Origin of the sequence: Pseudoalteromonas sp. APC 3691 (genome assembly GCF_030408135.1) — a bacterium.
Lineage (GTDB): Bacteria > Pseudomonadota > Gammaproteobacteria > Enterobacterales > Alteromonadaceae > Pseudoalteromonas.
The window spans coordinates 16,765-41,230 of sequence record NZ_JASDCB010000011.1 but is presented as its reverse complement, the minus strand read 5'-3'; the positions used below and the strand labels follow the sequence as shown (position 1 = coordinate 41,230).

Sequence of the window (24,466 nt, the reverse complement as noted above, 5' to 3'; positions counted from 1 at the left end):
CTTATTTAAATACCTAGTGGGGTAGTGTCTTCGCTATCAATGACGCCATCGTTATCGGCATCTTGGTCGGCAATTAATCCTGCTAAGGCTATGTCTTCATCGCTGCTATTAGGTAAAAAGAAGTTAGGTAAGCCGTCGTGGTCGGTGTCTACGCTCGCAATAGCTATGCCTCTAAAGTCATCGCGTGAGGCAACTAAGTTGGTCATGCCTATGTAAAGCTCAAGCTGATCAGCCTCGCCATTAACGCCATTAGTTATTAGGCTTTGTGATTTAGTAATATCGTTAATTAACGTAAAGCTGTTAACTAAGTCTGCCATGTTGTCGGCAATAATTGTATCGGCAAAGCCCAAAATAAGAGGCTCAAGCGTATTTAAAAGCGTGCTAGCTTGTGTTTTTGCATTACTATAATTTGCTGAAAAGTCGCTAATGTTCGCTGCGTTTGAACCCATACTTGAAAGCATAGAATAACGTAAAAATTCACCTGTTTGAGCTTCTTCTAAACCAATTACTTCGGCTTTAACAGCGGCTAAAATAGTTTCTAGCTGATCGCTTGTTAACTCATTTAACGCAGGTGTTATTTCTGTAATTGCATCATTTAAAGTGGTGCTTGCAAGCGATGTTTGGTTTGCATTAACTAAGTAACCTAAGGTTTCTAGGCGGGCTTCAAATCTGTCTTCGGTATCTTCATCTAGTGCAATATAACTAAGTAGTTGATTGTGTACACCGGCTACTTGCTCCGCTAAGCCGCCTTCAATTAGCGATACTATTACTTGATTATGCGCCGTAATTGATGAGCTATTACTTAGCGTGCGTATGTCGCCATCATTAAGCGTATTAAGTATGGTTAAACATTTATTAGCCGCACTTGCTGTATCACCACCAACTCGCGCTGTTAAGCTTACTAATGACTTACAGCCTTTAAAACCCGTTAAAAACGTGGTTGATGACTCTTTGCTAATGTATTCATCAGAGGCTAAAAAGTCGCCCGCATAGGTAAATACTTGCTGTGCTAAGTCGTTTCTGCCGGCCTCACTTAAAATTAGGCCTGTGCCTGGGACGTTATCAAGTTCGGTAAGTGCTCTAAAGAATTCGTTATAATCGCCATTTTCAGTAAAAAAGCTGCGAGCTTGTGCTGCGGCACTTGTTATATCTTCACCGGCAAGTAGGCGGTTAGCTATATTAAAGCCATATACTTGCTCTTGAGCGTTGTTTATATCGGTTTCGCTGTCTGACAGCGTTATTGCTGGGTTTTCGTCGCTTTGGTATAAGCCTTCAATTAAGCCCGCTAAAAATTGAATAGGGTAAGTGTAGTTATCTAATGTAGCGGCGCTGTATGGCGACGCTGAGTAGGTGTAGTTACTATCAAAACCGGTAGAGCCATACATAGCAAGGACTTGGTTAGTGTAATCTTTTGCTGCTTCAAATTCGCCAGCTCTATAAAGGTATTGCGCAGCCCAAGCCCCGTGCAACGTTTTGTATTGCTCGTATGGTTGGCCTTCGTATTCGCCGCTACGTACAAGTCTGTAACCCGTTTTTACCGCAAGTTGCGCGTAGTTATTGGCAAGTAATTTGGCTTGAGTTAAATCGCTTTCATCTAGGCTTTGTACATAGCTTTGTAGGGCATCATCTATTGATAAGCGTACGCTATTTAAAAAGTAGCCATAGCTTGATGTGTATTCGTCTTCGCGTACTTGCTCAGCGTATAACGAAATTGTATTCAACAAATTACTTGCTTGCGAGACTTGATCGGCGTCTAGGTAGCTTTTTACTAAAGAGTAAAGTGCTGATGCGTCTGATGAGGCAATGTTATCGAAACCTTTATCAGCTAAGTATTGGTTGTAGGCCGCTACCGCTTGGACGCGGTAATCGTTTGCTTGCTCTGTTTGGCCTATTTCATCAAGTGCTTGCGCCACATCTTTTAGTGCCGAAGAACGCGCCGTTTGCTCGTTTATAAGTGCTAAATAGTCGTTAGCAGTATCTAAAAATCCTGCACGCGCATAGGCCGCAGCTTGGGTTGCGTATATATCGTAACGAGACAGTTCGTCAGCAATATTTGCGCTTAGTTCATCAGCTTGTTTTAGATGAGATAGTCTAGAACTGTAGTAATAATTAAGTTTGTCTTCGTTAGTTACATAAGAAGGGCTTAACGAAATAATTGCAGTTAATGGCTCGCTAATTAGGCCATCTGTGTAACTAATTTCAAATTGCTCATCAATGCTGCTTAGAGTTTGTGCCTCATAGGTAAATTCACCCGTGGTGCTATTTATGCTCATTACGCCATTACTAGGTGGTGTAATTAAGCTAATAGTTACGGTGTCACCATCTAAATCTTGCGTAGTAATAATCCCTTGTGTGGTGGTTGAAGAGGTAACAAACACGTTAGTGGTTAGTAACTGTGGTGCATCATTAACATTTTCTACGCTAAAACGTACCACAACATTTGCTGTTAAGTTGCCATCGCTTGCGCTAATGGTCGCGGTATCTTCGCCATAATAATTACTAAAAGGCGTATACGTAAATTGACCATTTGCTTCTACTGCTATAGTGCCGTTACTTGGTGCATTAGCAAGTGTGTAGCTAAGGGTATCGTCGTCGGTGGCTGTTACTTGAGCAGTAAATGGAGTGTCTTCGTTTACAGTAAAGCTTAAATTAGGTTGTGCAAACTGCGGGGCTGTGTTGCCAGAGCCACCACCACAGCCAGCTAAAGCAAGGGCGCATAATATTGGGGTAAACTTAATTAGCTTGTTCATTATTGTTAATATAAAAAGTTAATGATGTTGCGAATGATAACTGATATCAATTAGATTTAAAAGTTTAATCTGTATTTGTATTATAAATAGTGAGTATTCAATTGAGGTTCAAAATGTCCCTAAAAAGCAAAACCCTGCGCTTAACAGGGTTTATATTGCAAATAAGAGAGTGTTACTAAATGGAGGGGAACCAATTAATTATTTAAGATCGTTAATAATAAGAAGGGGGAAGTTTTTAGCTGAGCGAGGTTGCCAATTATTATAGCTAATATTGCTAATTCCAAAATAGTTAAGCACTTTAGGTGAATACGTCCAGCCACGGGCACGTTGCTTTATAGCTGCGCTGCGTAAATTGGGTTTTAACCCTACAGTGAGTAAATCATGATTTACGTTTAATTTTTTGTATAGGGCTTTTTCGCGCAGGCTTGCTTTATTAATTACCTCATCGTAATGAGCACGTAATTCTTCCCACTTTTGGCTTTTTTGCGGCTCTTCTAAATGCTTTACCATGGCATCAATATCACTGTCTAACCATTTTGCTGAGGCTGCATCTCCATGCCAACCGATAATTGCATTAGGTTCTATTGTAGTAGGGTGCCCAGCAAGCAACACATAATTAGCACACGATGAAAAACAAAACTGCTTTATATTTACGGTTAATTTATGCGCCAAAATTAGCTCGGCTAAATCCATTCCTAAAGCTATGTTTCCGCCGCCGCTGGTAATAGTAAAGGTATTAATTGTGGGATTGTTTTTTAACAGCTCAGCTGCTGTATTGTTATTTTGTTTGTTGATTTGACCACTATAAATAAGCGTTTTATCGCTTAAAGTGACTTTAGCCTGTAATAAAGCTGGGAATATTAAAAAAAGAGTAAAAATTAATTTTTGCATGTGGGTTTTGAATGAGTATTTTTGCCAAAGGCTACGTAATTTGGCTAAGCGAGGCAAATACTAATTTGTCTAAAGTAAGTTAACTCCTTTTAACCCCTTCTTAACCCTCGACCTAATAAGCTATGTGTAATAGTACGAATTAGGCATAGTTAAATGGTTTATTTTAAAAAGCACTCAACTGGTTTTTTACTTGCACTTAGTTGTACACTTGCTGCATGTAGTAGTCAGCCAAGCTATCAAGGTAATAGTACTGAGCAGCCGCTAAAGCAACATACAAACTGGCAGTACACGCAAAGTAACGCACAGCACGTAAATTACATTACCGATTTGGTGAATATAGAAGGGCTTGATTCGCTTATTGAGCAAGCTGTTACTAATAATCCATCGTTTAATCAAGTGCATGTTGCATTAAAACTAGCTTATGCGCAGCGTGATGTAACCGCTGCAAGTCAGTGGTTTAGTGTAGATGCGGGATTTGACGCGCAGCGCAGTGAAACCGAAGGCACGCAATATAGCTCATCAGTAGGTATAAGTTGGGAAGCTGATATATGGCAAAAAATTGCTGACAATGTAGCCGCGCAAGATATGACTATTGCCAGTAATCAAGCTACTTATCAAGGCGCTAAAGACACCTTAGTAGCCAGCGTGATACGCACGTATTTAAACATTATTTTGCAGCAAAATTTGCTCGATATAGAGCAACAACGTTTAGTTGTTTTACAAAATAATGAGCAAAGTATTGTAGAGCGCTACCAATATGGATTAGGTGATTTAGAAGCGCTTGATACCGCCCGTACTAGCACGGCATCTACTCGCGCAACCATTGCCGATTACCAAGAACAAATAGCAAAAGCAAAGCGTGCTTTAATGCTAATTGTAGGCACTGATAAACTTCAAAACCTGCCAAATACATTAACACTACCAAGCGTTATTGAGCCATTAAGTACATTACCAGAGCAAGATTTAGCGCGCCGACCTGACTTACAAAGTGCCTATTACAACATTCAGGCAAAGCATTACTTGGTTGATGTATCGTACAAAGAGCTACTACCGAGTATTTCGCTTTCGGCATCACTGAGTGATTTTGCAAGCACGCCAAGCCAATCATTATTAACCAGCCCAGTGTGGAGTTTATTAGGCAGTTTAAGTGCCCCTTTATTTGAAGGTGGAGCACTGCGTGCGCAAGTTGATATTGCAAAATTAAATGCCGAGCAAGCGTTTTGGCAGTACCAAGATACGCTGCTAAGTGCTGTAAACGAAGTTGAAAATGCACTCGGGCAGGAGCAATCATTAACCGAGCAGCAACTGCAAATTAGCAATGCACTTGCTAGCGCTAAACGCAGCTTTAGTAACTATCAAAGTAAGTATCAACAAGGTTTGGTTGATATTTTAGATTTGCTAACAGTGCAACAAAAAGTATACGACCTGCAAGCCCAGCTTAGCCAAATAAACTACACCCTTTTAACTAACCGCATAGATTTAGGCCTCGCTTTGGGCCTTGGAGTATCGTCATGAAAATTTCGCCAACACCGGTTGTTGTAACGCTTGTTGCTATTGTTTGTATAGGGCTTGCTATTATGTATAACGGTCAAAAAATGGTTGAAAAAGCAAATAGTCCACAACCAGCCGCTATTAAAGCTATTGCCCCAAATGTATCGGTAATTAATGCAGCTCCGAGCACTTATCAGGCTTATGTTAGCGGCCACGGTGAAGCTAAAGCGCATTGGTCATTTAGCTTAAAAGCACAAGTTAAAGGCGAAGTAACCAGTATGAGCGAGCAATTTTCGACCGGTAACTTAATAACTAAAGGGCAGGTGTTTGCACAAATTGATGACACCGAATACTTACAAGCTCTAGCTAGCGCAAAAGCAACATTGGCTGATGCAAAACTAGCACTGCAAGAAGAACAAGATTTAGGTAATCAAGCAAAACGTGAATGGGATCGCTCAGGCGTTACGCAAGCGCCAAGCTCGCCGCTTGTATTTAGAACGCTGCAGTTAGAAGCCGCGCAAGCTACGCTCGATAAAGCACAATATGCACTTAAAACCGCACAGCGTGATGTAAATAACACCCAGTTAAGTGCACCATTTGACGCTGTTATTTTATCGCGCGATATAGATTTAGGTACTTATGTGAGTATTGGCGATACGCTTGCCACGCTAAACAGCACTGACAAAGTAGAAATAACGGTACCGCTTTCATTAAGTCAGTGGCAAAACCTAGCAAATAATAAATCAGGCGAGGTTATTTTAACTGATGTAACCACTAATACTAAATGGAACGGCTACATTGAGCGTTTTGAACAACACCTAGACGAAAGCTCTCGCCAGCGCAGTGTAGTGGTTGCGCTAGATAAACCTTTTGAGCAAGCAACACCATTGTTACCAGGCACATTTTTAGCGGTAGAAATTGCCGGTAAGCAGTTAACTAACGTAATAAAACTGCCTGCTTCGGCGGTATCTCAAGATGGCTTAATTTGGTACGTAAATGATCAAAATAGCTTAGTAAGCACACACGCTAATAAAGTATTTGAGCGTGGGAATTACGTATATATTACGCCAGTAGATGGTGCTAAAAATCTAAAAGTGGTGGCGCGCCCACTTGTTAGTTACTTAAACGACATGAAAGTAAATCCAATAGTTGAGGAGATATAATAATGAGCCCTCATCAACCACCTCAAATACCCAGTAATAATAACCCGCTGCACGGTATTATTAATTGGTTTGCAAATAACTCTGTTGCCGCTAACTTATTGTTAGTTAGTGTGATTGTAATGGGTATTATGTCGCTTACGACTTTACGTAAAGAGGCTTTTCCGAGTTTAGAGCCAGATACTATTTCGGTATCGGTGGTTTACGACAGTGGCGATGCATTGCAAGCCGAAGAAGGAATAGCGTTAAAAATAGAAGAAGCGCTCGAAACCGTATCGGGTATTAAACGTATTACCTCTACATCCGATGCTAGCGGCAGCCATGTAAGCATTGAAAAAAGTACTGATTACTCACTCGATGAGTTACTTGTTGACGTTAAAAACCAAGTTGACGCTATTAATAACTTTCCGGCAGATGCTGAGCAACCTGTTATTGATAAAGCCCGTAGGCAAGATCATGCATTAACGCTGCAACTTTTTGGGGATGCAGATCGCCATACATTACAAAACCTGGGTGAAAAACTTAAAGCCGATTTATTAGCGCAATCAGGCATTAGCGACGTAGAGCAATCGGGTGTGCTCGACCCGATGATGTCCATAGAAATCGACGAAGGTAAATTACAAGCGTATGGCTTAACTATTAGTGATGTAAGTGAGGTCATTAACAATGAGTCATCAAGCCCGCTTTCGACTAGTTTGCGCGATAGCAGTAAAATTATACGCTTAAAAGCCGCCGACCAAGCTTACTGGCAGCGCGACTTTGCCAATATTGTATTGTTAAGAACCGCATCAGGCACACAAATTAAGTTAGGCGATGTAGCAACCGTTACCGACTCATTTGCCGAAGATAGCAACTCATTAAGCCGTTATAACCAACAAAATGCCGTAGGCGTTGAAATTTTAATGGGCGATAACAGCGATATAACTACCATTGTTGAACAAGCTAATAGCGTAATAGATAAATGGCACGAAAGCGGTTTATTACCCCAAAATGTAGAGCTTGAAAGCTGGCACGACAAAAGCACCATGATCACCGAGCGTTTATCGCTACTTACTAAAAATGCGGTGACCGGTATTATTATGGTGTTTGTAATACTTGCCATATTTTTAAATGTACGTGTAGCACTGTGGGTGGCTGGTGGCTTGCCGTTTGTATTTTTTGGCACGCTTTATTTTATGACCGATGGCTACACCGCACTGACCATAAACGAAATGACCACCTTTGGCTTTATTATGGCGCTGGGCATAGTGGTAGACGATGCCGTTGTTGTAGGCGAGAGTATTTACACCACACGTAAAAAGCATGGCGATACATTAAATAATACAGTTTTAGGCACCATGAAGGTTGCTGTGCCAACAATATTTGGGGTGTTAACCACGGTGGCTGCGTTTGTGGCGCTTTCGAATGTGTCAGGTAACTTAGGTAAAATTTACTCTCAATTTGCCACTGTAGTGACTATTTGTTTACTGCTTTCAGTTGTTGAATCAAAACTTATTTTACCCTCGCATTTAGCCCACATAAGTACTAAACGCCAAGTTAAAAAAGGCTTAGGAGGTCTGTGGTCAAAAATACAACATGGCGCCGATAGCGGCTTAAACTGGTTTAGTAAAAACATTTACTGCAAGGTTATTGAATTTTCACTGCGCTTTAGATACGCCGTAGTGGCTGCGTTTATCGCCTTTTTTATATTAGTTATTGGCATGCCGATGACAGGCACAGTTAAAGTTGGTTTTTTCCCAAGTATTGCAGGCGATACCGTAACAGCCGATTTGGTTATGCAAAACGACGCCGCTTATGGGCAAACAAATACAAATTTACTAACGCTTGAGCAAAGTGCATTACAAGCTGAGCAAAACTTAATGACTAAGTTGAGCTCTGACAAAAGCGAAATAACCAGCCTACAAGTCATTAGTAGCAGCGACACCAGCGGTGAAGTAAGCGTTGAGCTATTAAACGAAGGCGCTTTTACAGCAAGCGAATTTGCTCAAGAATGGCAGCGCGTAGCAGGTAGCCTTGAGGGCAGTAAAAAATTACAAATATTAGCCATGCGTAAAATGGTCGATAACTTTAAAGTTGAACTTAAAGCGTGGGACGACGAAACCGTAATGGCGGCGGGTGCACTATTTAAGGAGCGCTTACAAAATACCGCAGGCGTTAACGGAATAGACGACAACTTAAACCCAGGTCAGCCACAGCTTAAATTTACCCTAAATGCACAAGGGCGCGCGCTTGGCATGGATACAGCCAGTTTATCAAAGCAAGTACTGCAAGCCTTTGGTGGTGCAGTTGTACAGCGCTACCAACGTAATAAAGACGAAGTTAAAGTACGTGTACGCTACCCAGAAGATGCTCGTAAAACACCTGCCGATATAATGCAGTCGCGTATTCGCCTGCCTGATGGCACCGTTGTCCCTTTAGTTAACGTAGCCACAGTAAGCAGTGAATATCAGCAAGATGAAATAACCCGCATTGATGGACTTCGTGCAATTTATTTAAGCGCCCAAGTAGATAAAAACGTGATTGCTCCAAACGAGTTAGTTGCTAACTTAAAGCGCGACTTAATTCCAGAGTTAACACAGCAATTTCCTAACTTAAGTGTGTATTTTGCAGGAGAGGCAGAGCAACAAAGCGAAACCACCAGCTCAATGAGCACTATGTTTGTAGCGGCTTTATTAGTTATTTACGTGTTGCTGGCTATTCCGCTTAAATCGTACATTCAACCTATGTTGATTATGGTAGCAATTCCGTTTGGCATTGTGGGCGCTATTTTAGGACATTGGTGGAACGACTTAACCATTAGTATATTGTCGTTAAATGGTATTTTGGCGCTCAGTGGGGTAGTTGTAAACGACAGCTTATTACTTGTTTCACGCTTTAACGAACTAGTAAAAGAAGAGAGCATGAGCACGCACGATGCCATAGTTGAGTCGTGTACGAGCCGATTACGTGCGGTATTACTTACCTCAATTACGACGTACGCAGGCTTAGTGCCGCTACTTAGCGAAACCTCAATGCAGGCACAGTTTTTAATTCCTGCTGCGGCATCACTTGGCTACGGTATTTTGTTTGCCACGGTTATTACCTTAATACTTATACCTGCATTATTGATGATTCAAACCGATGCTAAACGCGGTATTGATGCTGTGCTAATATCGCTAGGTGCTAAAAATAAAACGCAGGAAGTAGCCTCTAAATGATAAACGTACTACTGGTTGAAGACGACATAGATTTGGCAACCACCATTGTTGATTATCTCGAAATTGAGTCAATAGAGTGTGACCATGCAAGCAATGGCGTAATGGGTTTAAATTTAATAGAACGTAATCAATATCAAATGATTATATTAGATGTAAACATGCCCAAAATCGACGGTTTAACCATGTGTAAATCATTGCGTGAGCAAGGCATTGATATACCAGTATTAATGCTGACAGCGCGCGATAGCCTCGACAATAAGCTTGAGGGGTTTGCAGCCGGTAGTGACGACTATTTAGTAAAACCATTTGCGATGAAAGAGCTAGTAGCGCGGGTTCAAGTATTAGCAAAGCGTAAAAGTGGAGAGGTTAAGCGACTTACATTTGCTAATTTAACACTTAATTTAACCGCGCATACAGCAACAGTGGAAGAGCACAGTTTAAAGTTATCACCCATCACTTTTAAGTTATTAGAAGTGCTTGTACGAGAGCAGCAAAAACCGGTAACCCGACAGGTAATTATGCAAGCAATTTGGGGAGACGATCAGCCAGGCAGCAATAGCTTAAAAGTGCATATTCATCATTTGCGTAAACAGCTAGAGCAGGCGCATTGCCAAGCCATACTAGAAACAATACCCAGTGTAGGGTTTGCGCTAAAATTAAAAAATGGGACACAAGCATGAAAATTAGACCCAGCCTGAGGTTGTATTTTTTTGCCACCATGGTGCTTTTAAGTTCATTAATGGCAATTGGTTTTTCGTTTTTAAGTGTTAATTATTTTATTGATGGCTTAGACCGAGGGTTAAATGGCGTAATGCATGCGCTTTCGCAATCTACTGAGGTTAAAAACGGGCAACCTACAGAAATGATTGGCTTTAAAATAGCGAGTCGCTGGGAAGACATGCCAAACGAAATACAGCAACGCTTTACAAAGCCTACTGATATAGGCGTGCTGCAAAAAAGTAAAGTAAAATCATCGTTTTTTTCAATGCCCGAAGACCTGTATTTTGTAGCGTATTTCCAAAACCCTGCAGGGGAGCCCCGCTACGTATCACGCATTATGCTTGAAAAAGAGCGCCTTAAAAAACAAGCCTCCCCCGATAAACCTATAAAAAAGTTGGTATGGATAGCATTAACGGGGGTTACAGCAATTGCTTTATTTACCTTCTTTTTGTTTATGGTAATGAAAAAAATAGCCAAGCCAGTTGAATCGCTACGTGGTTGGGCTAAGTCGTTAAATCAAAAGAACTTACAAAACACGCCACCCGATTTTACCTATAACGAACTAAATACCTTGGCAACGCTAATTCGCAGTAGCTTGCTTTCTGCTCACGACAGCCTTGAACGAGAACAGCGCTTTTTAAGTTATGCGAGCCACGAGTTACGTACGCCAATTTCGGTTATTCGCAGCAACGTTGAGTTACTTAACCGTTTAAGCGAAAAAGCGCCTTTAAGCGATAAACAACACCTTACATTGCAGCGAATAGAGCGCGCCGGTCTAACCATGAGCGATTTAACCGAGACGTTATTGTGGCTTAGCCGAAATGACGACCAGCAAAGTGCAACAGAGCCTGTAAACCTAGCCGAAATAATAACTACCTTGAGTAACGAACTTGATTATTTACTCAATTCAAAACAAGTTGATGTACTTATAAATACCGATAACCAAAGTACAACTATTAATACCGAAGCCACCGCATGCCACATTGTGCTTACTAACTTAATACGTAATGCGTATCAGCATACGCAACAAGGGCAAGTGAAAATTACTCAGCAGGGCAGCCGTGTGATTATAGTAAATAGCAGCGCAAAAACTGATACACCACACGCGACTAATAACACAAGCAAGCCCGCTAATATTGGCTACGGTTTAGGATTAGAGTTAAGCGAAAAAATAATAAAACGACACGGTTGGGTATACGAAGTAAACGACATGCCTGGGCGTTATGAAGTGGTGGTCGATTTTAGTTAATAGACTTTTTTATACTTAGGTTGTTACATTCAAAAATATTTAATTTAACGCTGAGAATATAAAAACTTAGTGATAGTAATGTGTTAAGTAATTTGTTAAAACTATGAATAGTAAAGAATATTAACGATAGACTTACATGGAGTGTTAATTCATATGTTCAAATTCATAATTATTTTAATCTCAATTACTTCTTTCAATGCCTTGGCTGCAGAGAAGGTTAAACTTGGAGTTGTGGGGAACGTTGGCGCTGATGGTTTTTTTAGCCCGACGGTAACATCATTTATTATTGAAAAAGTAGAGCCTAATTCACCCGCTGAAAAAGCAGGGATTGTTGCAGGACAGGAAATCATTTCTATAGAAGGCTGTAAAATTCCAGGCTGCCCTGCCAGTGAAGCAAAAGAATTAATGCGCAAGGAGTCTGGAGAGATTTTACAATTACTTTTAGAGAATGAAGATGGTAGCCAAGTACCTTTAAAAATCCCTATGAATGCTTGGTAAACCTAAGACGTTTTTAAAATACCTAAATATATCCAGCCTATAAAGTATGTTTATTCCCAAAGCGTGGGTTTGTGTAAATGAACTAGATGCAATTGGAGTATTACTTACTCGGTTTGTATGTAGGTTACTGCTTAAAGTAATTGAGGTAGATTAAAAAGGTTTGATCAGTAATAACTTTATTTAACTAATTAATGAATACATTGGTATTGCGTTAAATACGGCAATACCAATAATTATTAGACTAAAGCTTATAAATCGCTGCGCCAACCCATACCAGACTCTTCCATTAAACGCTCGTACACGCCTTCTATGTTAAGCGGTAACCATGCATCAAACTGTTTAAAGTCACTAAATTGGTCTAATTTTACATTTTGTTTAATTTCATCAAGCGTATTACCGGCTAAAACGCCTGCTGTTACTTGGCTGTATAAAAGCTCTAAATAACTTAAATAGCGCGCTACATCAGCCTTGCTGCCAATATCGGCATGTCCGCCTACAAAGGTATCAAAGTTATATTTGAGTTGCGCTTGGGTTGAGTTAATCATGCCTTGAATATCGTAACTCCACAGCTTTTGCCACGGCATTCTGCCAATAACAATCCAATCAACTACAAATAACGTTTTTTGCTTTTCGAATAATATACTAACCGAACCACGACCATCGTTTGGACCATGGTAGTTAAGTTTTACTGAGGAATCACCAAGGGTAAGTAGTAGCTCATCATCAAAAGTAAGGCTGGGCGTTACTGTTTTCATTTGTGTGTTTTTAATATCTTGCGCAGCGAGTTTATGCGCTACAAACGTGGTGTGCGGGCTTTTAAATACCTCGGCGCCGTAAATATGATCGCTGTGATTATGGCTATAAATTACATATTTTACCGGTACGTTAAAGCGAGTTTTAATTTGCTCGTTTAACCTGGTGGCGGCTTTTTTATTAAGCGGGTCGGTAACAATTGCACCTTAAGAAGTGATTAAAAATACTGAGCGGTGTCTGTCGTCTATAAAGCGGTGTAAGCCGTCCCCTAAGTCTTCTATTTCATAGGCTTGTGTGGCAAAGCCTATAAATAATAGGGCTGTAGTTAATAGTTTTTGTAGCAAGCGGGGCATACACCATTCCTTTTAAAATTGATTAAATTAATAACGCTATTAAAAGAAGAAAGCATTAAGCCGTAAAAAATTTCAGTTATTGGTTAAATTAAAACTAAAACTAAACCTAAACTTAAGTCAAAGGATCAAATATAAGGATGAAATAAAAAGCCATTATAAAAATGGCTTTAGATAGGTTGGTTGGGTTTATCTTTGTGTTAGTTGTTGGTTTATTTCTTCAAAGATACTGGCATCATCTATGGTTGAAGGTATTTGTAGTTCTTCGCCATCAACTAGTTGACGTAAATTTTTACGCAGTATTTTACCCGAGCGTGTTTTGGGCAGCCTATCTACGCTAACTATATTTTTAAGGCACGCAATAGCGCCAATTTGATTACGAACACTTAAAACAAGTGCTTCTTCCACGTCGATACTTGAGCCCATAAAATCATTTTTAAGCACGATCATTCCCATAGAGAGTTGCCCTTTTAGGGGATCGTTTACACCAAAAACAGCGCATTCAGCAACAGCAGGGTGCGCGGCTACTATCTCTTCCATTTCGCCGGTAGAAAGCCTATGCCCTGCTACATTTATAACGTCGTCGGTTCTGCCCATAATAAATAGGTAGCCGTCTTCATCAATATAACCGCCATCGCCAGATAAATAATACCCCTCGTATTCATTTAGGTAGCTTGCTTTAAAGCGCGGAGTATCTTGCCAAATTGTTGGTAGGCAACCCGGTGGAAGTGGCAGTTTAATTACCACGGCGCCTTGCTCGTTAGCTTTGCATTCATTGCCATCCATATCTAATATTCGCACGTCAAAACCTGGAGTTGGCACGGTAGAGCTGCCAGGTTTTGTTGCTAAGTACTCAAGCCCTACAGGGTTACAAGCAATAGCCCAGCCGGTTTCTGTTTGCCACCAATGATCGAGCACTGGCAGTTTGGTTTTTTCTTTAAGCCACTCGTAAGTGGGAGGATCTAACCGCTCGCCAGCTAAAAATAAACGTTTTAAGCTTGAGGTATCGTATTGATTAAAACCATCGGCATTTGGGTCTTCTTTTTTAATTGCTCTAAATGCGGTGGGGGCACTAAATAATGCATTTACTTTATATTCTTCTACCACGCGCCAAAATGCACTAGCATCGGGCGTTTTAACGGGTTTACCTTCATATAATACGGTCGCGCAGCGATACATTAGCGGTGCGTAAACTATATAAGAGTGCCCAACTACCCAGCCAATGTCAGACGCTGCCCAAAATACGTCGCCGGGCTTCATACCATAAACGGTTGCCATGCTGTATTGCATTGCCACTGCGTGACCGCCATTTTCGCGTACTACGCCTTTGGGTGTGCCTGTCGTGCCTGAGGTATATAAAATATAAAGCGGGTCATCTCCATTTACCGGCACCGGATCTGCGCTTGCAGCCGTTTGCATTGCCTGAGTCCAATCTATGTCTCGTTTAGGCTTAAGAGTGGCGGTTACTTGTGGACGCTGATAAATAACGCAGTGTTCTACTTTATGCGCAGCTAAGTCTATTGCGTTATCAATGAGTGGTTTGTATTCAATAACGCTGTTTACTTCAACACCGCATGAGGCGCTAAGTATAAGCTTGGGCTTGGCATCATCAATGCGTACAGCCAGTTCGTGTGCAGCAAATCCACCAAATACCACCGAATGAATAGCACCAAGGCGCGCGCACGCCAACATACCAATAACAGCTTGTGGGATCATTGGCATATAAATAACAACGCGGTCGCCTTTTATAACACCTAACGATTGTATTACGCCTGCAAATTTAGCAACTTCTTGTTGTAGTTGTGAGTAGCTATAAGTTTGCTTTGTATTAGTGACTGGAGAGTCGTAAATCAGTGCAGTTTGCTCGCCAAATCCGGCAATAACGTGCTGGTCTAGCGCTAAAACACTGGTGTTTAATTGCCCGTCACTAAACCAATGGTAAAGCCCGTCGTCGTCTTGTGTGTATACTTTTGTGGGGGTTTTATACCATGGAATATTTTTACTTTGTTCGAGCCAAAACTCGGCTGGGTTTTGTTTAAAGGCATTATATTGCTGTTTATATTCGCCTGACATGTAAGGCTCCTAAAGCTAAATTTGTGTGTGAGAGACCTTACAAAATGTAGGCTTTTTTTAGTAAGCAAGCTATTCGACCTTGGTCGGCTAAAAGTTAATCAACACACTGGTTTTAAAAATACCAAATTGACAACACAAAGCGTGTGGTTCAGCATGGCGGGCAGTAAAAATAAGAGAAAATACGATATGAGTAACGTAGTAAGAGTTGGTGTGGCGGTTATCATAAAGCACCAAAACACAATTTTACTAGGTGAGCGCATTGGCGCGCATGGTGCTAATACATGGGCAACACCTGGTGGACATTTAGAGTTTGGTGAAAGTGTTGAGCAATGTGCAATACGAGAAGTGTTTGAAGAAACAGGTTTAAAGGTAAGTAAAATTACTAAGCTTGATTTTACCAATGATATTTTTACAGCAGAGAACAAACACTATATTACGCTGTATGTAAAAGCTGATTTTGAAGGCGGAGAGCCTGAGCTTAAAGAGCCTAATAAATGTTTAAAGTGGCGCTGGTACGATATTAATAATCTACCAACGCCACTGTTTACATCACTAAAAAATTACTTATCTGAGACTGTACTAGCCTAGTTATTTTGTTGGCGGTGTCGCTGGGCTTAACGCTAGTTTACTAAAGCTTACTTGAGCGTAATCGCCATTTTGTTTATCTGTAGACCAATCGCCAGTACCTAAACAACCTGGGTACCAAATACCTTTCGCGCTTTTAGTACTACATTGGTTATAAGCGCCGGCTTTAAAGTAATGCCAATCTGCAGCGTAGCCATGTGGATGGTCTTTTTCGTCCACTTTGCCATAAGCATCTACGTTATTACCTAAGTTAATAGAGTAATTAACGTCTTCTTTGCCTTGTGCGCTAAATGTAAGGTGCATAACATTTTTATACACATTTACCGTGTAGCTAAATTCTTCACCTAGTGCAATACCTGCACCGCCTGGCTCGTTAGGGTTTTCCCATGTATTACCCCAAACTGGGTAAGTAATGTCTGTACGATCAGGATTCGTTTTAGCTAAGTTACGTTCGTAGTTCCAAAAAACTGAGCCTGTTTTATGTCCTGGCCATTTTTTGTAATATATTTTAAGTGGCTCATTGCCCCAGCCATAACCAAGCTTGGTATCAATAAGTGCCTGATCTTTACCTGCGTGAATTTGCCCTATAACAACCGAGTAAGCTGCTTTTTTATCAGGGTCGGTAGCACGTAGCGCAACGTGATCTACTTTTAATGTTGCTTCCATTTTTCCACCAACAGAACCAAATCTGTCAGATAGCGGGTGAACAGCTAAAGCAAAGTTGTTTTTAGAGTGTTTAGTTTTAATTTTAGTATTTGATCCACGGATCATTTGTCTAAGTTCACTACGGGTATTAGTAGAGTTAGCACTTGTAAGCGCTTTATTAGGGGAGGTAAATACCATGTAGCCTTTTTCATCAAGGTAGAAAAAATCAGGGTGTGCGTAAGTCTGAATTTCTTCTACATCTATTTCATCAATTTTACCGTCGTTGTTTAAATCCACTGGTACATTTATTTTCCAGTGAGATAAATCAAACTTTGTTGCAGGTACCGGCGCATCGCTTTGCTGATTAGTGCTTTGGGTACTTGAACAAGCGGTAAAAAGTAAAGGGGTGATAACGGCTAAAGCCGTAAGTTTAAATGTGGATGTATTTTTTATCATTATTGTCTCTGTGTGATGAAGTAAAAATTGTGCGGTACAGGCATCGCTTAATCTCAATCTAGCATACCAATTTAAAAATTAAAACTTACCAATTAGTAAAATTAAATATTTTTTAAATGATTTTTTGTTATACCAATTTGGTTTAGGTGTTTTTTAACGGCTTTTATGGAAGTGTTTGCGGTATGTATTTTATATGTGCTTGGCTATTCATTTAGTGATGTTTAACGTAGATTTTGGCGCTAAGGTGTAGTCTATTTTGGGGGGGAGGAGATTTTTAATTTTGTAGTTTGCTTTGCCGCGTTTAGCAAATAACTAAATAACCACTGCCAATAACTAATGTCGGGCTTTAACTATGGTTAGTGCTGCAAGTTAGTCGTGTTTGGTAATAAAAGTTGCCACTTGTTTAAAATGGCATGGTATTCACCATTTTATTTAATACTACTTAATGCGTCAGAGAGTGCTTTAGCTGTTTTAGGATTAAGTTGATTACTTGCTGCAAAATTAAGTGAGGAGGGAAGATCGCTTAAATGAATTCGTTTTGTTATTAGGCTAGGATCGAGTCCTAGGCTTTTTAGCTCGTTATTAAGTGTAAGTGTATTAGTTACTACAAAGTCGATTCGGTTTTTATAAAGCATTTGCCAAAGTTGATTATAGTAACTGACCAGTATTAAGTTGTTATTTTCGGTAAAGCCTTTTTGCTTTAAGTAGGCTTCGCTCAGGTAGCCACGAATGGTTGCTACTTTATACTCTTTAGCAAAATTTAAGTGAACAACTTCATCTATATGGCTTTTTAAGCTAATTAAATAAGCATCTGCAAAATACACTTCCCCTAACCACGTATATTTATTAATCCGCTCTGGGGTTTTTAACAAAGACAACATTATGGCGTTGGTATTTGTTTTATGCTCCTTAAAAACGCGGGCCATAGGCATTATTTCAAAATTAGCGGTTAAGTTTGTTTGCTTCACAACTGCTTTGGCAATGTCGACTAAAGCGCCGCTTACTTCACCTTGCTGATTTTTAAAGTGATAAGGAGGAAGGTCTTCAGCTATAAATGTGACGGGGTCTGCGTTACATATGGCGCTATAAAACATAAATACACAGGCACTAAATACAACACGCACTAACATAAACAAATCTTTTTAAATAATATTATCACTAGTGTAAAGAGTGCAGCTTAAAAGGTATACATTTTATGTTTATTTAATGTAAATAAACAGCATTAGCACCTTACTTTGATTTAGCGCTTTTTGTAAATTTTAATGGCGAGCACTTATGCCAGCGTAAAAATGCGCGATTAAAAGAGCTTTGATCTTTAAATCCTAAAATATTAGATAAATCAGCAAGTGGCATGCTGGCTATTAATGCATCTGCACGTTTTTTACGTTCTTTTTCAAGTAACTGAGCAAAGGTTAAGTTTTGTTGTTTTAAGCGTCGTTGTAGCGTTCGAGGTGTTAAATTGAGCGCATCAGCTATGCCTATTAGGTTGCAGTTTTGCAAGGTGGTTTTAGCTGTAAGTAACTGATTAACTTTATCGTCAATACGCTGCTGGCTTTTAAAGTTAGAGAGTTGCTGCTCTGACAATTGCTTAAAAGTAGAATTAATAATGGCGTTATCGGTTTTAAAGGGCAGCGTTAAATAATGGCTCGGAAAGCTAATTTGATTATATTCAGCACTGCTTTTTACAGGGCATTTAAACCATGATTCAAGGGCGCGTCTTTGCAATGGCAACCAATTATAAGTGAAACTAATACTACTTGGCGAAAGCGTTAAGTTTATTAACTGGCGAATTACACTTACCCACGCGGTCATGTTTCGTAAAACAACATGCTCATTACAACTTTGATGAGCAATCCAACGAATAATTGCTGTATCAATATTTAGTTCAAACTTGGCCTTACCAATATCAGCCACCAAGCTGTCGTAGCTTAACAATGCTTTAATGGCACTGCTTAAGTTATCGCTTGATTCAATTAAGTAACCTAAAACGCCGTAGTCAGCAGTGCGAATTTGTTGACCTAGGGTAAAACCAAAAAGAGGGTCGTTAAGTGTTTTCTTGCCATAAACTAATAAAGCATTGTAACTATTTAAACTAATACGCGGCGCTAATTGATGGGTATGCTGATTACTAAATTCGTCAAAGCTAATAGCGTGCAAAGCCGTTTTAGTATTAATGCCTTGCGCTTGTAAGTAATCAAGAATACTTGAAAAGTAATGATCAGCTAATGTGTGCATTTGTCATCTAAAGCTAAAAAATAGTCGTGTATTAGCAAGTTTGCCACGTTAAATTTTTATATGCTAGTTGAATGCCTAATAACCTCTTGCTGTAAAAATGATACTTATAACAATTAAACAAACGCTTAATGCACAGCCAAAGCAAATAATAAGCACACTATTGGATCATCAACAGTTGCATCGATTTTTTAATGCCAAATTTACGCTGCTACAAGCACAAGACGAAGGGCAAATAGAAGGCGGAAAAGGATCTGTTAGGCAAGTGAAAATAGGTAAAATAACGTTTTCAGAGCAAATAATCAGTGCCGATCAAAATCAGATCAGTTACCAAATAGTAGGCGATAAACCAGTAGCTAATCATCGAGGCGATATATACCTCACTGCAAATAAAGACATCAATACTTTAGTTACCGAACTTAACTATTGCATAAGCTGCTCAGCTCCATGGTGGATGCCAAATGCATTACTTAAATATGTTATTACAAAAGATATAACCCAAGCGTTAAACAATTTAAATAATTATTTTTTGGCGGGTAAAGTATGAACTCAGAAATTATTTTGCTCGCTCTTAGCCCGTTATTTTTGATATTTGTTTGCTGTGAGTTTATTAAGTTTAAGCGCTATTACGACATAAAAGATAGCCTAGCAAATACAGTGTTAGCGCTATTACACCAAGGCGCAGATGCTATTGCGTTACTGCTGTTAATGCCTTTATTTAATTGGTTGTATGACTATAGATTGTTTGATATTGAAGTGAGTGTATTAAGTATTGCATTTGCATTTTTACTGCAAGATTTTTTGTATTATTGGTTTCATAAAGCATCGCATCATATTCATTGGTTGTGGGCTGCACATGTGGTGCACCACAGCTCAACTAAAATGAATTTCACCACCGCATTTAGGCAAAGCTTAATGTACCCCGTAGCCGGTATGTGGGTGTTTTGGCTACCTATGATTTTAATCGGATTTGAACCGCTAACAGTATTTAGCGTGGTTGCATTAAATTTGGCGTATCAATTTTTTGTACATACTCAAATAGTGGGTAAGTTAGGCTGGCTTGAAAAAGTATTTAATACGCCTTCGCATCACCGAGTTCATCACGCAATAAATACAGGCTACCTTGATAAAAACTTTGCAGGTGTACTTATTATTTGGGATAAGTTATTTGGCACCTTTGTAGAAGAAGATAAATCAAAGCCTTGTAAATACGGCATTATAGGGCAGCTTAATAGCAATAACCCAGTCGTTATTACGTTTCATCAGTGGGAGCACTTATTGAAAAGTGTTTATAAGGCATCGGGAATAAAAGCTAAATGTAGAGTGCTATTTGGCTACCCTACAAGTAGCATTAAATATAAATAATATTGAAAAAGTTAAAAGTAAAACTGCATAGCTAAACTCATTGATGAATTATGGCTATGCCATTGAGCATGCTGTACTTTGCTGCGCAGCGATACATTGCGAGAAACAGCGTAATTCCATGTTATAGCTATTTCGCTGTGCTTACTTGCTGCGTTATCAGTTAGCCATAATATATTGCCAGTTAAAGCGAGTTTATGGTTATTGTTTATTTGCCAAATTACACCGGCTTCGCTGCCTATTCCAGTACTAAGTCGGTCGGTTATATCGCCTGTATTTAGCTCAAATTGACCAAGAATATAGCCGTGTAGATTATTAGGATCGCCATAAGATTTACCATAACCTCCTTTTGTAAAAAAGCGGCCTAAACGTTTATTGTCACTTGGTTGTCGGTCAAAGCCCATTTTAAAGTTCCACGACCAGCTATCAAATACGCGGTTATCGGGTGCAAGCGACATAGCATCTAATAAGTAAAAATGTTCAATATCTGCATTTCCTTCGTCAGTAATAGCGGCTTCCAAATCAAAAAAACTAATTTGTGCACCCGCTATAAAACCTTCAGGCCTATCTAGTAAGTCATGATACGCAAGCCTATAACCAAAATTTGTAAGGTTTGCTTGGTTATTATTTTGTACCCTACCTAGCGTTACTTTAGAAGAGCCATGACCTTGCTCTGGAGAAGCAATAGGACGACTTGGCTTAGTAAATGGCGAAGCTACTTTATATTTGCTGCGCATTAGTAGTAGCTTAGTTAGTCGCGGGGCAATTTCTTCACGCTTTAATGCTTTATCGTAAAATTCAAAATTTAACCATTCATACGCCATTTCTAATATTGCGACTAATTGCGACTGTGAGTAATTACGAGTATTGAGGGAGCCACCTTGTATTAACTCTCTTGCATCATCAAGTTGTTCGTTAGTCATTTGAGTAGAGTAATGGTAAAGCTTAGTGCCAAAAGCAGGGCGGTAATTAGGTGATTGTAGTAAGTTGTTATTTCTTAGTACTGCAACGGTATCTGATGGAATAGCTTGCATATTAAATGACGATGTTAAATCAAGGTCCTCTTGTGCGAGTTGTAATAATGCAAGTAATTGATAAGAGCAGTTTTCATCAATAAAAAAGTAATCAAATGTAGCTGATTGTAGCTCCCATAAGTGCAATAAAATAAGCTCTACTTGTGGCTCAGATAAATTAAGTTTGTATTCCCAAATATCACGAGATTCTAAATCATTATATTCGCGTACTTTTTTATAGTACGGCATAAGCGAAAATTTACCAGGATAGCTGCCAATCAGGCCTTTTAGTGCGTACATAGCTGCATTGTCTGAGCCGTCTGGTTCTGCTGCAAAATTAACCGCAAATGCGAGCAACTCTTTATGGCGAGTCTGATCTTTTGCATCAATACGAAGTAAGGTGTGACCAAACATTGATGATGGGCTATTCATAAATGCAGTAGGAAAAACTAACGTAACCCCTTTTGGGTTTATTATTTTTTGCCACGTTTGAAGCTCTGGGCAATTAAGCGCGGGCCAGTTATTTTTAATTTTTGTTTTTAGCCATTTATAGCGTGCTGGAAACCGACAGCGAGATTGTGTTGTTTTTGGGTCAGTATTTTTACCACTAAATGCGGCTATAGTGGCTTCAAGTTCGTCCAGTGGACTTGTTTTACCTATAGGAGATAAAAAAAACTCAGCCCTATCTACTTCACTTTTCCAACCACCTAATGTGGCCCCACGGTAATGACCTAATTTGAGCCAGTAAGGGTCGGTTGCTAAGGTGTCATTTTTAAAACTTTGAGCGTTTACGTAAGTACTAAACAGCGCAATTGATAAAACAAAGAATATTTTTTTCATAATCACTAAACAATAAAAGCCGCTAGAGAAATACTCCAGCGGCTTTATTTATACGTATAAAACCGGCTAATTTAGCTGATTAAGAAAGAGTATAAGAAGCAAGTTGTGCGTTACTTGCAAGAACAGTGTTTAGGTTTTCTAAAACTGTTTGCGAAGTTACGTTTTCAGAAGTAAATACTGAAGAAAACTGTGCTTGAGCAAGCGCGTTGAATGCTGCTTTATCTTGATCTGCAACACCCCAAGCTTCAGCTAGAGTAGCTAAAGTTTCGCCTTCACCTTTTGACATATCACGAGCAAGTTGCTCCATGTTACCGTCAATGAATAAAGCAATTTTTTCTGAAGAAGTTACTGTACCAGTACCATCACAACCTAAAGTACCAAAAGTGATACCAAAAGTTTGGTTACCAGAAGTACCGTTTGTTGTAGCGCCTAAAATTTTAACGCCTTTACCTTGCTGACCTGCAAATAACATAGAACCAAGACCACAACCAATATCTTGGTCAGCCATTGCGTTTGAGAAAGGAAGTAAAGATAGAGCTGCTACTGCGATTAGTTTTTTCATTTTCATAAATCCATATATGATTGTCTTTATTTAGGGTAAATAAAGTTCGCGAAAGATTCTAACAGACTTGCAAAGAAAAAGAACAGCTTAAAACATGAATATTTTACACTCTAATTTTTCTACTATTTTAAAGCGAATGCTGGGAGAAACTAGACCAGTTCAATAATTTTTTATTGAACTGGTGGCGGCTTTTTACTTCTTGGGGCACCTAACAAAATACAGGTATGGCAAATACATACAGATAAAAATGCACTAATACCCAATGCACCGCCGTAGCCGTCAAGTTTTGGTACAAGATGCTCAAATAAGATTGAAAACAAAATAGATGAGCTTGCTACAGTATAAATACCAAATCGATGTGGGGCGCTCATACCTATAAATGTACCGCCAAAAAATACAATCGCGTATAAATCGGGGTTCAAATTTAAAGCGCTAAAAATTAAATAAGCAATAATAGAAAGTGAAGACGACGCTCTAACCCCGTCAAAGCGACTATGCTTAGCTAAATAAAATGTTAAAAAAGCCCCAAGCAGTACAAGTAATGGATATTCAATACTCATAATACTATTCCTCTGGCTAATACAAAAAGTGCCACACTTGCAAAGGCAACACTACCAAGCTTGCCACCAAAACCTGTAAACATATTCATAGTAAGCACATACAAACTTGAGCCAATAAGCGAAATAATAGCAATTTCCCAGTAACTGGTAATTAAATGAGTTGAACACATACCTGCAAAGCTACCAGCATAAATTGCAGCATACGGATGGTTTTTATAATGTGCAGGAAAAGGAATAAACGAGCCAATAAGTCCCGTTAGCGCAGCAGAAATCACTAAAGGTAATGCAAAAGTAGTGTGCATAGCAAAGCAAGCTACAAAGCCTAAAAAGAAAGTGATGAATTTTAAAAATAAGAATTTAATCATAGCGGCGCAGTTTAAACTAATCCTTTTGCGCTTTCTAATACTCTCTAACAAATAAATGTTATAAGTAATTACAAACGTTAAAAGCGTGTTTTTTAAACGGCTTTTAGGTATTAAATATGCTTAATAGTGCCGCTGTTAATGTTCTATAAATCACAAGTTATGTATAATGGCGATAATTTAATGTATTAAAGTGTTAACCAAGGGTTATTTATGTCTAACTGTTTGCATCTGGCTATTCCGGCTGGCGATTTAAAAGTGGCTAAAGCGTTTTATTGTGACGTACTAGGCTGTAAAACGGGTAACAGTGAAGAAGGTCGCTGGGTAGATATAGATTTTTGGGGTAATGAACTTACCTTGCACCAAAGTGTTGAGCGCCTACCAACAGTTCGCCATGATGTAGACATGGGAGCTGTGGCAGTACCTCACTTTGGGATTCACTTATCTGAAGATGAATTTAACGGGTTAAAAACACGTATTGAAGATGCGGGAATTGAATACCTAGATAAACCATATCGCCGTTTTATTGGTGATGAGTTTGAGCAAGAAACGTTTTTTATTGAAGATCCAAATGGCAATGTGCTTGAAATGAAAACCATGGTAAATCCAGAGGTTTTATTTAAAAAAGTATAAATGCTGTTGTTTAAGTTAAGCTAAAAAACCACTTTAATAAGTGGTTTTTTTATAACTATTAATCAGTGTTTTGATAAATTAGTT

At 39.4% G+C, this 24,466-nt stretch carries 19 protein-coding genes and 2 pseudogenes; 10 read left to right on the top strand and 11 right to left on the bottom strand.

Translation table 11 applies throughout. The features are described 5' to 3' along the window. Window positions 1-5: 5 nt before the first annotated feature. Window positions 6-2,750, bottom strand: coding sequence for a cadherin-like domain-containing protein (locus QL998_RS05635; RefSeq protein WP_290192281.1), 2,745 nt, complete (start codon window positions 2,748-2,750; stop codon window positions 6-8). Between the two features lie 198 nt (window positions 2,751-2,948). Then, complete coding sequence (locus tag QL998_RS05630; protein ID WP_241764510.1) at window positions 2,949-3,641, bottom strand: hypothetical protein; 693 nt, start codon at window positions 3,639-3,641, stop codon at window positions 2,949-2,951. Window positions 3,642-3,794: 153 nt separating this feature from the next. On the opposite strand from QL998_RS05630, the gene QL998_RS05625 reads away from it, so the two are divergent. The 6 genes from QL998_RS05625 (at window position 3,795) to QL998_RS05600 (ending at window position 11,956) form a co-directional block, all read left to right on the top strand. Further along, the gene (locus tag QL998_RS05625; protein WP_024605817.1) at window positions 3,795-5,156 is read left to right on the top strand and encodes a TolC family protein; all 1,362 of its coding nucleotides are present in this window, start codon (window positions 3,795-3,797) and stop codon (window positions 5,154-5,156) included. Further along, window positions 5,153-6,295 (top strand): efflux RND transporter periplasmic adaptor subunit, encoded by a 1,143-nt coding sequence (locus QL998_RS05620; protein ID WP_290192280.1) that lies wholly within the window; start codon window positions 5,153-5,155, stop codon window positions 6,293-6,295. The genes QL998_RS05625 and QL998_RS05620 overlap by 4 nt, the downstream gene beginning before the upstream one ends. A gap of 2 nt (window positions 6,296-6,297) precedes the next feature. Beyond that, a complete protein-coding gene (locus tag QL998_RS05615) occupies window positions 6,298-9,489 on the top strand; it encodes an efflux RND transporter permease subunit (RefSeq protein WP_290192279.1) in 3,192 nt (1,063 codons plus the stop codon). After that, complete coding sequence (locus QL998_RS05610) at window positions 9,486-10,169, top strand: response regulator transcription factor (RefSeq protein WP_290192278.1); 684 nt, start codon at window positions 9,486-9,488, stop codon at window positions 10,167-10,169. The genes QL998_RS05615 and QL998_RS05610 overlap by 4 nt, the downstream gene beginning before the upstream one ends. Beyond that, the gene (locus QL998_RS05605; protein ID WP_290192277.1) at window positions 10,166-11,458 is read left to right on the top strand and encodes a HAMP domain-containing sensor histidine kinase; all 1,293 of its coding nucleotides are present in this window, start codon (window positions 10,166-10,168) and stop codon (window positions 11,456-11,458) included. Before QL998_RS05610 ends, QL998_RS05605 begins: the two co-directional genes overlap by 4 nt. A gap of 153 nt (window positions 11,459-11,611) precedes the next feature. Then, window positions 11,612-11,956, top strand: a complete 345-nt coding sequence (locus tag QL998_RS05600) for a PDZ domain-containing protein (RefSeq protein ID WP_024605812.1) — start codon at window positions 11,612-11,614, stop codon at window positions 11,954-11,956. A 248-nt stretch (window positions 11,957-12,204) separates the two neighbouring features. Here QL998_RS05600 and QL998_RS05595 read toward each other — a convergent pair. Together QL998_RS05595 and QL998_RS05585 are read right to left on the bottom strand one after the other, a co-directional pair. Next, window positions 12,205-13,062 (bottom strand): annotated as a pseudogene (locus QL998_RS05595) (MBL fold metallo-hydrolase). A 186-nt stretch (window positions 13,063-13,248) separates the two neighbouring features. Continuing rightward, window positions 13,249-15,132 (bottom strand): propionyl-CoA synthetase, encoded by a 1,884-nt coding sequence (locus QL998_RS05585; protein ID WP_197098656.1) that lies wholly within the window; start codon window positions 15,130-15,132, stop codon window positions 13,249-13,251. Window positions 15,133-15,318: 186 nt separating this feature from the next. On the opposite strand from QL998_RS05585, the gene QL998_RS05580 reads away from it, so the two are divergent. Beyond that, the gene (locus QL998_RS05580; protein ID WP_290192294.1) at window positions 15,319-15,720 is read left to right on the top strand and encodes an NUDIX hydrolase; all 402 of its coding nucleotides are present in this window, start codon (window positions 15,319-15,321) and stop codon (window positions 15,718-15,720) included. Here the strand turns inward: QL998_RS05580 and QL998_RS05575 are convergent, their stop codons facing one another. The 3 genes and pseudogenes from QL998_RS05575 to QL998_RS05565 form a co-directional block, all read right to left on the bottom strand. Next, window positions 15,721-16,818, bottom strand: a complete 1,098-nt coding sequence (locus tag QL998_RS05575; protein WP_024605809.1) for a polysaccharide lyase family 7 protein — start codon at window positions 16,816-16,818, stop codon at window positions 15,721-15,723. It lies immediately after the preceding gene. A 356-nt stretch (window positions 16,819-17,174) separates the two neighbouring features. Continuing rightward, window positions 17,175-17,948, bottom strand: a pseudogene (locus QL998_RS05570) (transporter substrate-binding domain-containing protein). 100 nt (window positions 17,949-18,048) lie between these two features. Continuing rightward, on the bottom strand, window positions 18,049-19,053 hold the full coding sequence (locus QL998_RS05565; RefSeq protein WP_165743288.1) for an AraC family transcriptional regulator: 1,005 nt from the start codon (window positions 19,051-19,053) through the stop codon (window positions 18,049-18,051). A gap of 97 nt (window positions 19,054-19,150) precedes the next feature. On the opposite strand from QL998_RS05565, the gene QL998_RS05560 reads away from it, so the two are divergent. Both QL998_RS05560 and QL998_RS05555 read left to right on the top strand, forming a co-directional pair. Further along, window positions 19,151-19,597: an SRPBCC family protein gene (locus tag QL998_RS05560; RefSeq protein ID WP_101216759.1), complete on the top strand. Its 447-nt coding sequence runs from the start codon at window positions 19,151-19,153 to the stop codon at window positions 19,595-19,597. Further along, window positions 19,594-20,415: a sterol desaturase family protein gene (locus tag QL998_RS05555; protein ID WP_165743287.1), complete on the top strand. Its 822-nt coding sequence runs from the start codon at window positions 19,594-19,596 to the stop codon at window positions 20,413-20,415. Before QL998_RS05560 ends, QL998_RS05555 begins: the two co-directional genes overlap by 4 nt. An 11-nt stretch (window positions 20,416-20,426) precedes the next feature. Here QL998_RS05555 and QL998_RS05550 read toward each other — a convergent pair whose 3' ends face one another. The 4 genes from QL998_RS05550 to QL998_RS05535 all read right to left on the bottom strand — a co-directional run bounded on the left by QL998_RS05550 (window position 20,427) and on the right by QL998_RS05535 (window position 23,689). Next, entirely contained in the window at window positions 20,427-22,265 is a 1,839-nt protein-coding gene (locus QL998_RS05550; protein WP_165743286.1) for a DUF4105 domain-containing protein, read from the bottom strand. Between the two features lie 79 nt (window positions 22,266-22,344). After that, window positions 22,345-22,827: a DUF3015 domain-containing protein gene (locus tag QL998_RS05545; protein WP_002962856.1), complete on the bottom strand. Its 483-nt coding sequence runs from the start codon at window positions 22,825-22,827 to the stop codon at window positions 22,345-22,347. Between the two features lie 170 nt (window positions 22,828-22,997). Continuing rightward, window positions 22,998-23,387: a hypothetical protein gene (locus QL998_RS05540; protein ID WP_024605803.1), complete on the bottom strand. Its 390-nt coding sequence runs from the start codon at window positions 23,385-23,387 to the stop codon at window positions 22,998-23,000. After that, on the bottom strand, window positions 23,384-23,689 hold the full coding sequence (locus QL998_RS05535) for a hypothetical protein (RefSeq protein ID WP_024605802.1): 306 nt from the start codon (window positions 23,687-23,689) through the stop codon (window positions 23,384-23,386). The genes QL998_RS05540 and QL998_RS05535 overlap by 4 nt, the downstream gene beginning before the upstream one ends. A 273-nt stretch (window positions 23,690-23,962) precedes the next feature. Here QL998_RS05535 and QL998_RS05530 point away from each other — a divergent pair, with 273 nt between their 5' ends. After that, the gene (locus QL998_RS05530; protein ID WP_010554617.1) at window positions 23,963-24,382 is read left to right on the top strand and encodes a VOC family protein; all 420 of its coding nucleotides are present in this window, start codon (window positions 23,963-23,965) and stop codon (window positions 24,380-24,382) included. Window positions 24,383-24,466 lie beyond the last annotated feature (84 nt).

What these genes read in the sequence shown, in the direction of transcription:
- QL998_RS05635 (WP_290192281.1), bottom strand. Translation starts at nt 2,750, where the DNA reads ATGAACAAGCTAATTAAGTTTACCCCAATATTATGCGCCCTTGCTTTA.
- QL998_RS05630 (WP_241764510.1), bottom strand. Translation starts at nt 3,641, where the DNA reads ATGCAAAAATTAATTTTTACTCTTTTTTTAATATTCCCAGCTTTATTA.
- QL998_RS05625 (WP_024605817.1), top strand. Translation starts at nt 3,795, where the DNA reads ATGGTTTATTTTAAAAAGCACTCAACTGGTTTTTTACTTGCACTTAGT.
- QL998_RS05620 (WP_290192280.1), top strand. Translation starts at nt 5,153, where the DNA reads ATGAAAATTTCGCCAACACCGGTTGTTGTAACGCTTGTTGCTATTGTT.
- QL998_RS05615 (WP_290192279.1), top strand. Translation starts at nt 6,298, where the DNA reads ATGAGCCCTCATCAACCACCTCAAATACCCAGTAATAATAACCCGCTG.
- QL998_RS05610 (WP_290192278.1), top strand. Translation starts at nt 9,486, where the DNA reads ATGATAAACGTACTACTGGTTGAAGACGACATAGATTTGGCAACCACC.
- QL998_RS05605 (WP_290192277.1), top strand. Translation starts at nt 10,166, where the DNA reads ATGAAAATTAGACCCAGCCTGAGGTTGTATTTTTTTGCCACCATGGTG.
- QL998_RS05600 (WP_024605812.1), top strand. Translation starts at nt 11,612, where the DNA reads ATGTTCAAATTCATAATTATTTTAATCTCAATTACTTCTTTCAATGCC.
- QL998_RS05585 (WP_197098656.1), bottom strand. Translation starts at nt 15,132, where the DNA reads ATGTCAGGCGAATATAAACAGCAATATAATGCCTTTAAACAAAACCCA.
- QL998_RS05580 (WP_290192294.1), top strand. Translation starts at nt 15,319, where the DNA reads ATGAGTAACGTAGTAAGAGTTGGTGTGGCGGTTATCATAAAGCACCAA.
- QL998_RS05575 (WP_024605809.1), bottom strand. Translation starts at nt 16,818, where the DNA reads ATGATAAAAAATACATCCACATTTAAACTTACGGCTTTAGCCGTTATC.
- QL998_RS05565 (WP_165743288.1), bottom strand. Translation starts at nt 19,053, where the DNA reads ATGCACACATTAGCTGATCATTACTTTTCAAGTATTCTTGATTACTTA.
- QL998_RS05560 (WP_101216759.1), top strand. Translation starts at nt 19,151, where the DNA reads ATGATACTTATAACAATTAAACAAACGCTTAATGCACAGCCAAAGCAA.
- QL998_RS05555 (WP_165743287.1), top strand. Translation starts at nt 19,594, where the DNA reads ATGAACTCAGAAATTATTTTGCTCGCTCTTAGCCCGTTATTTTTGATA.
- QL998_RS05550 (WP_165743286.1), bottom strand. Translation starts at nt 22,265, where the DNA reads ATGAAAAAAATATTCTTTGTTTTATCAATTGCGCTGTTTAGTACTTAC.
- QL998_RS05545 (WP_002962856.1), bottom strand. Translation starts at nt 22,827, where the DNA reads ATGAAAAAACTAATCGCAGTAGCAGCTCTATCTTTACTTCCTTTCTCA.
- QL998_RS05540 (WP_024605803.1), bottom strand. Translation starts at nt 23,387, where the DNA reads ATGAGTATTGAATATCCATTACTTGTACTGCTTGGGGCTTTTTTAACA.
- QL998_RS05535 (WP_024605802.1), bottom strand. Translation starts at nt 23,689, where the DNA reads ATGCACACTACTTTTGCATTACCTTTAGTGATTTCTGCTGCGCTAACG.
- QL998_RS05530 (WP_010554617.1), top strand. Translation starts at nt 23,963, where the DNA reads ATGTCTAACTGTTTGCATCTGGCTATTCCGGCTGGCGATTTAAAAGTG.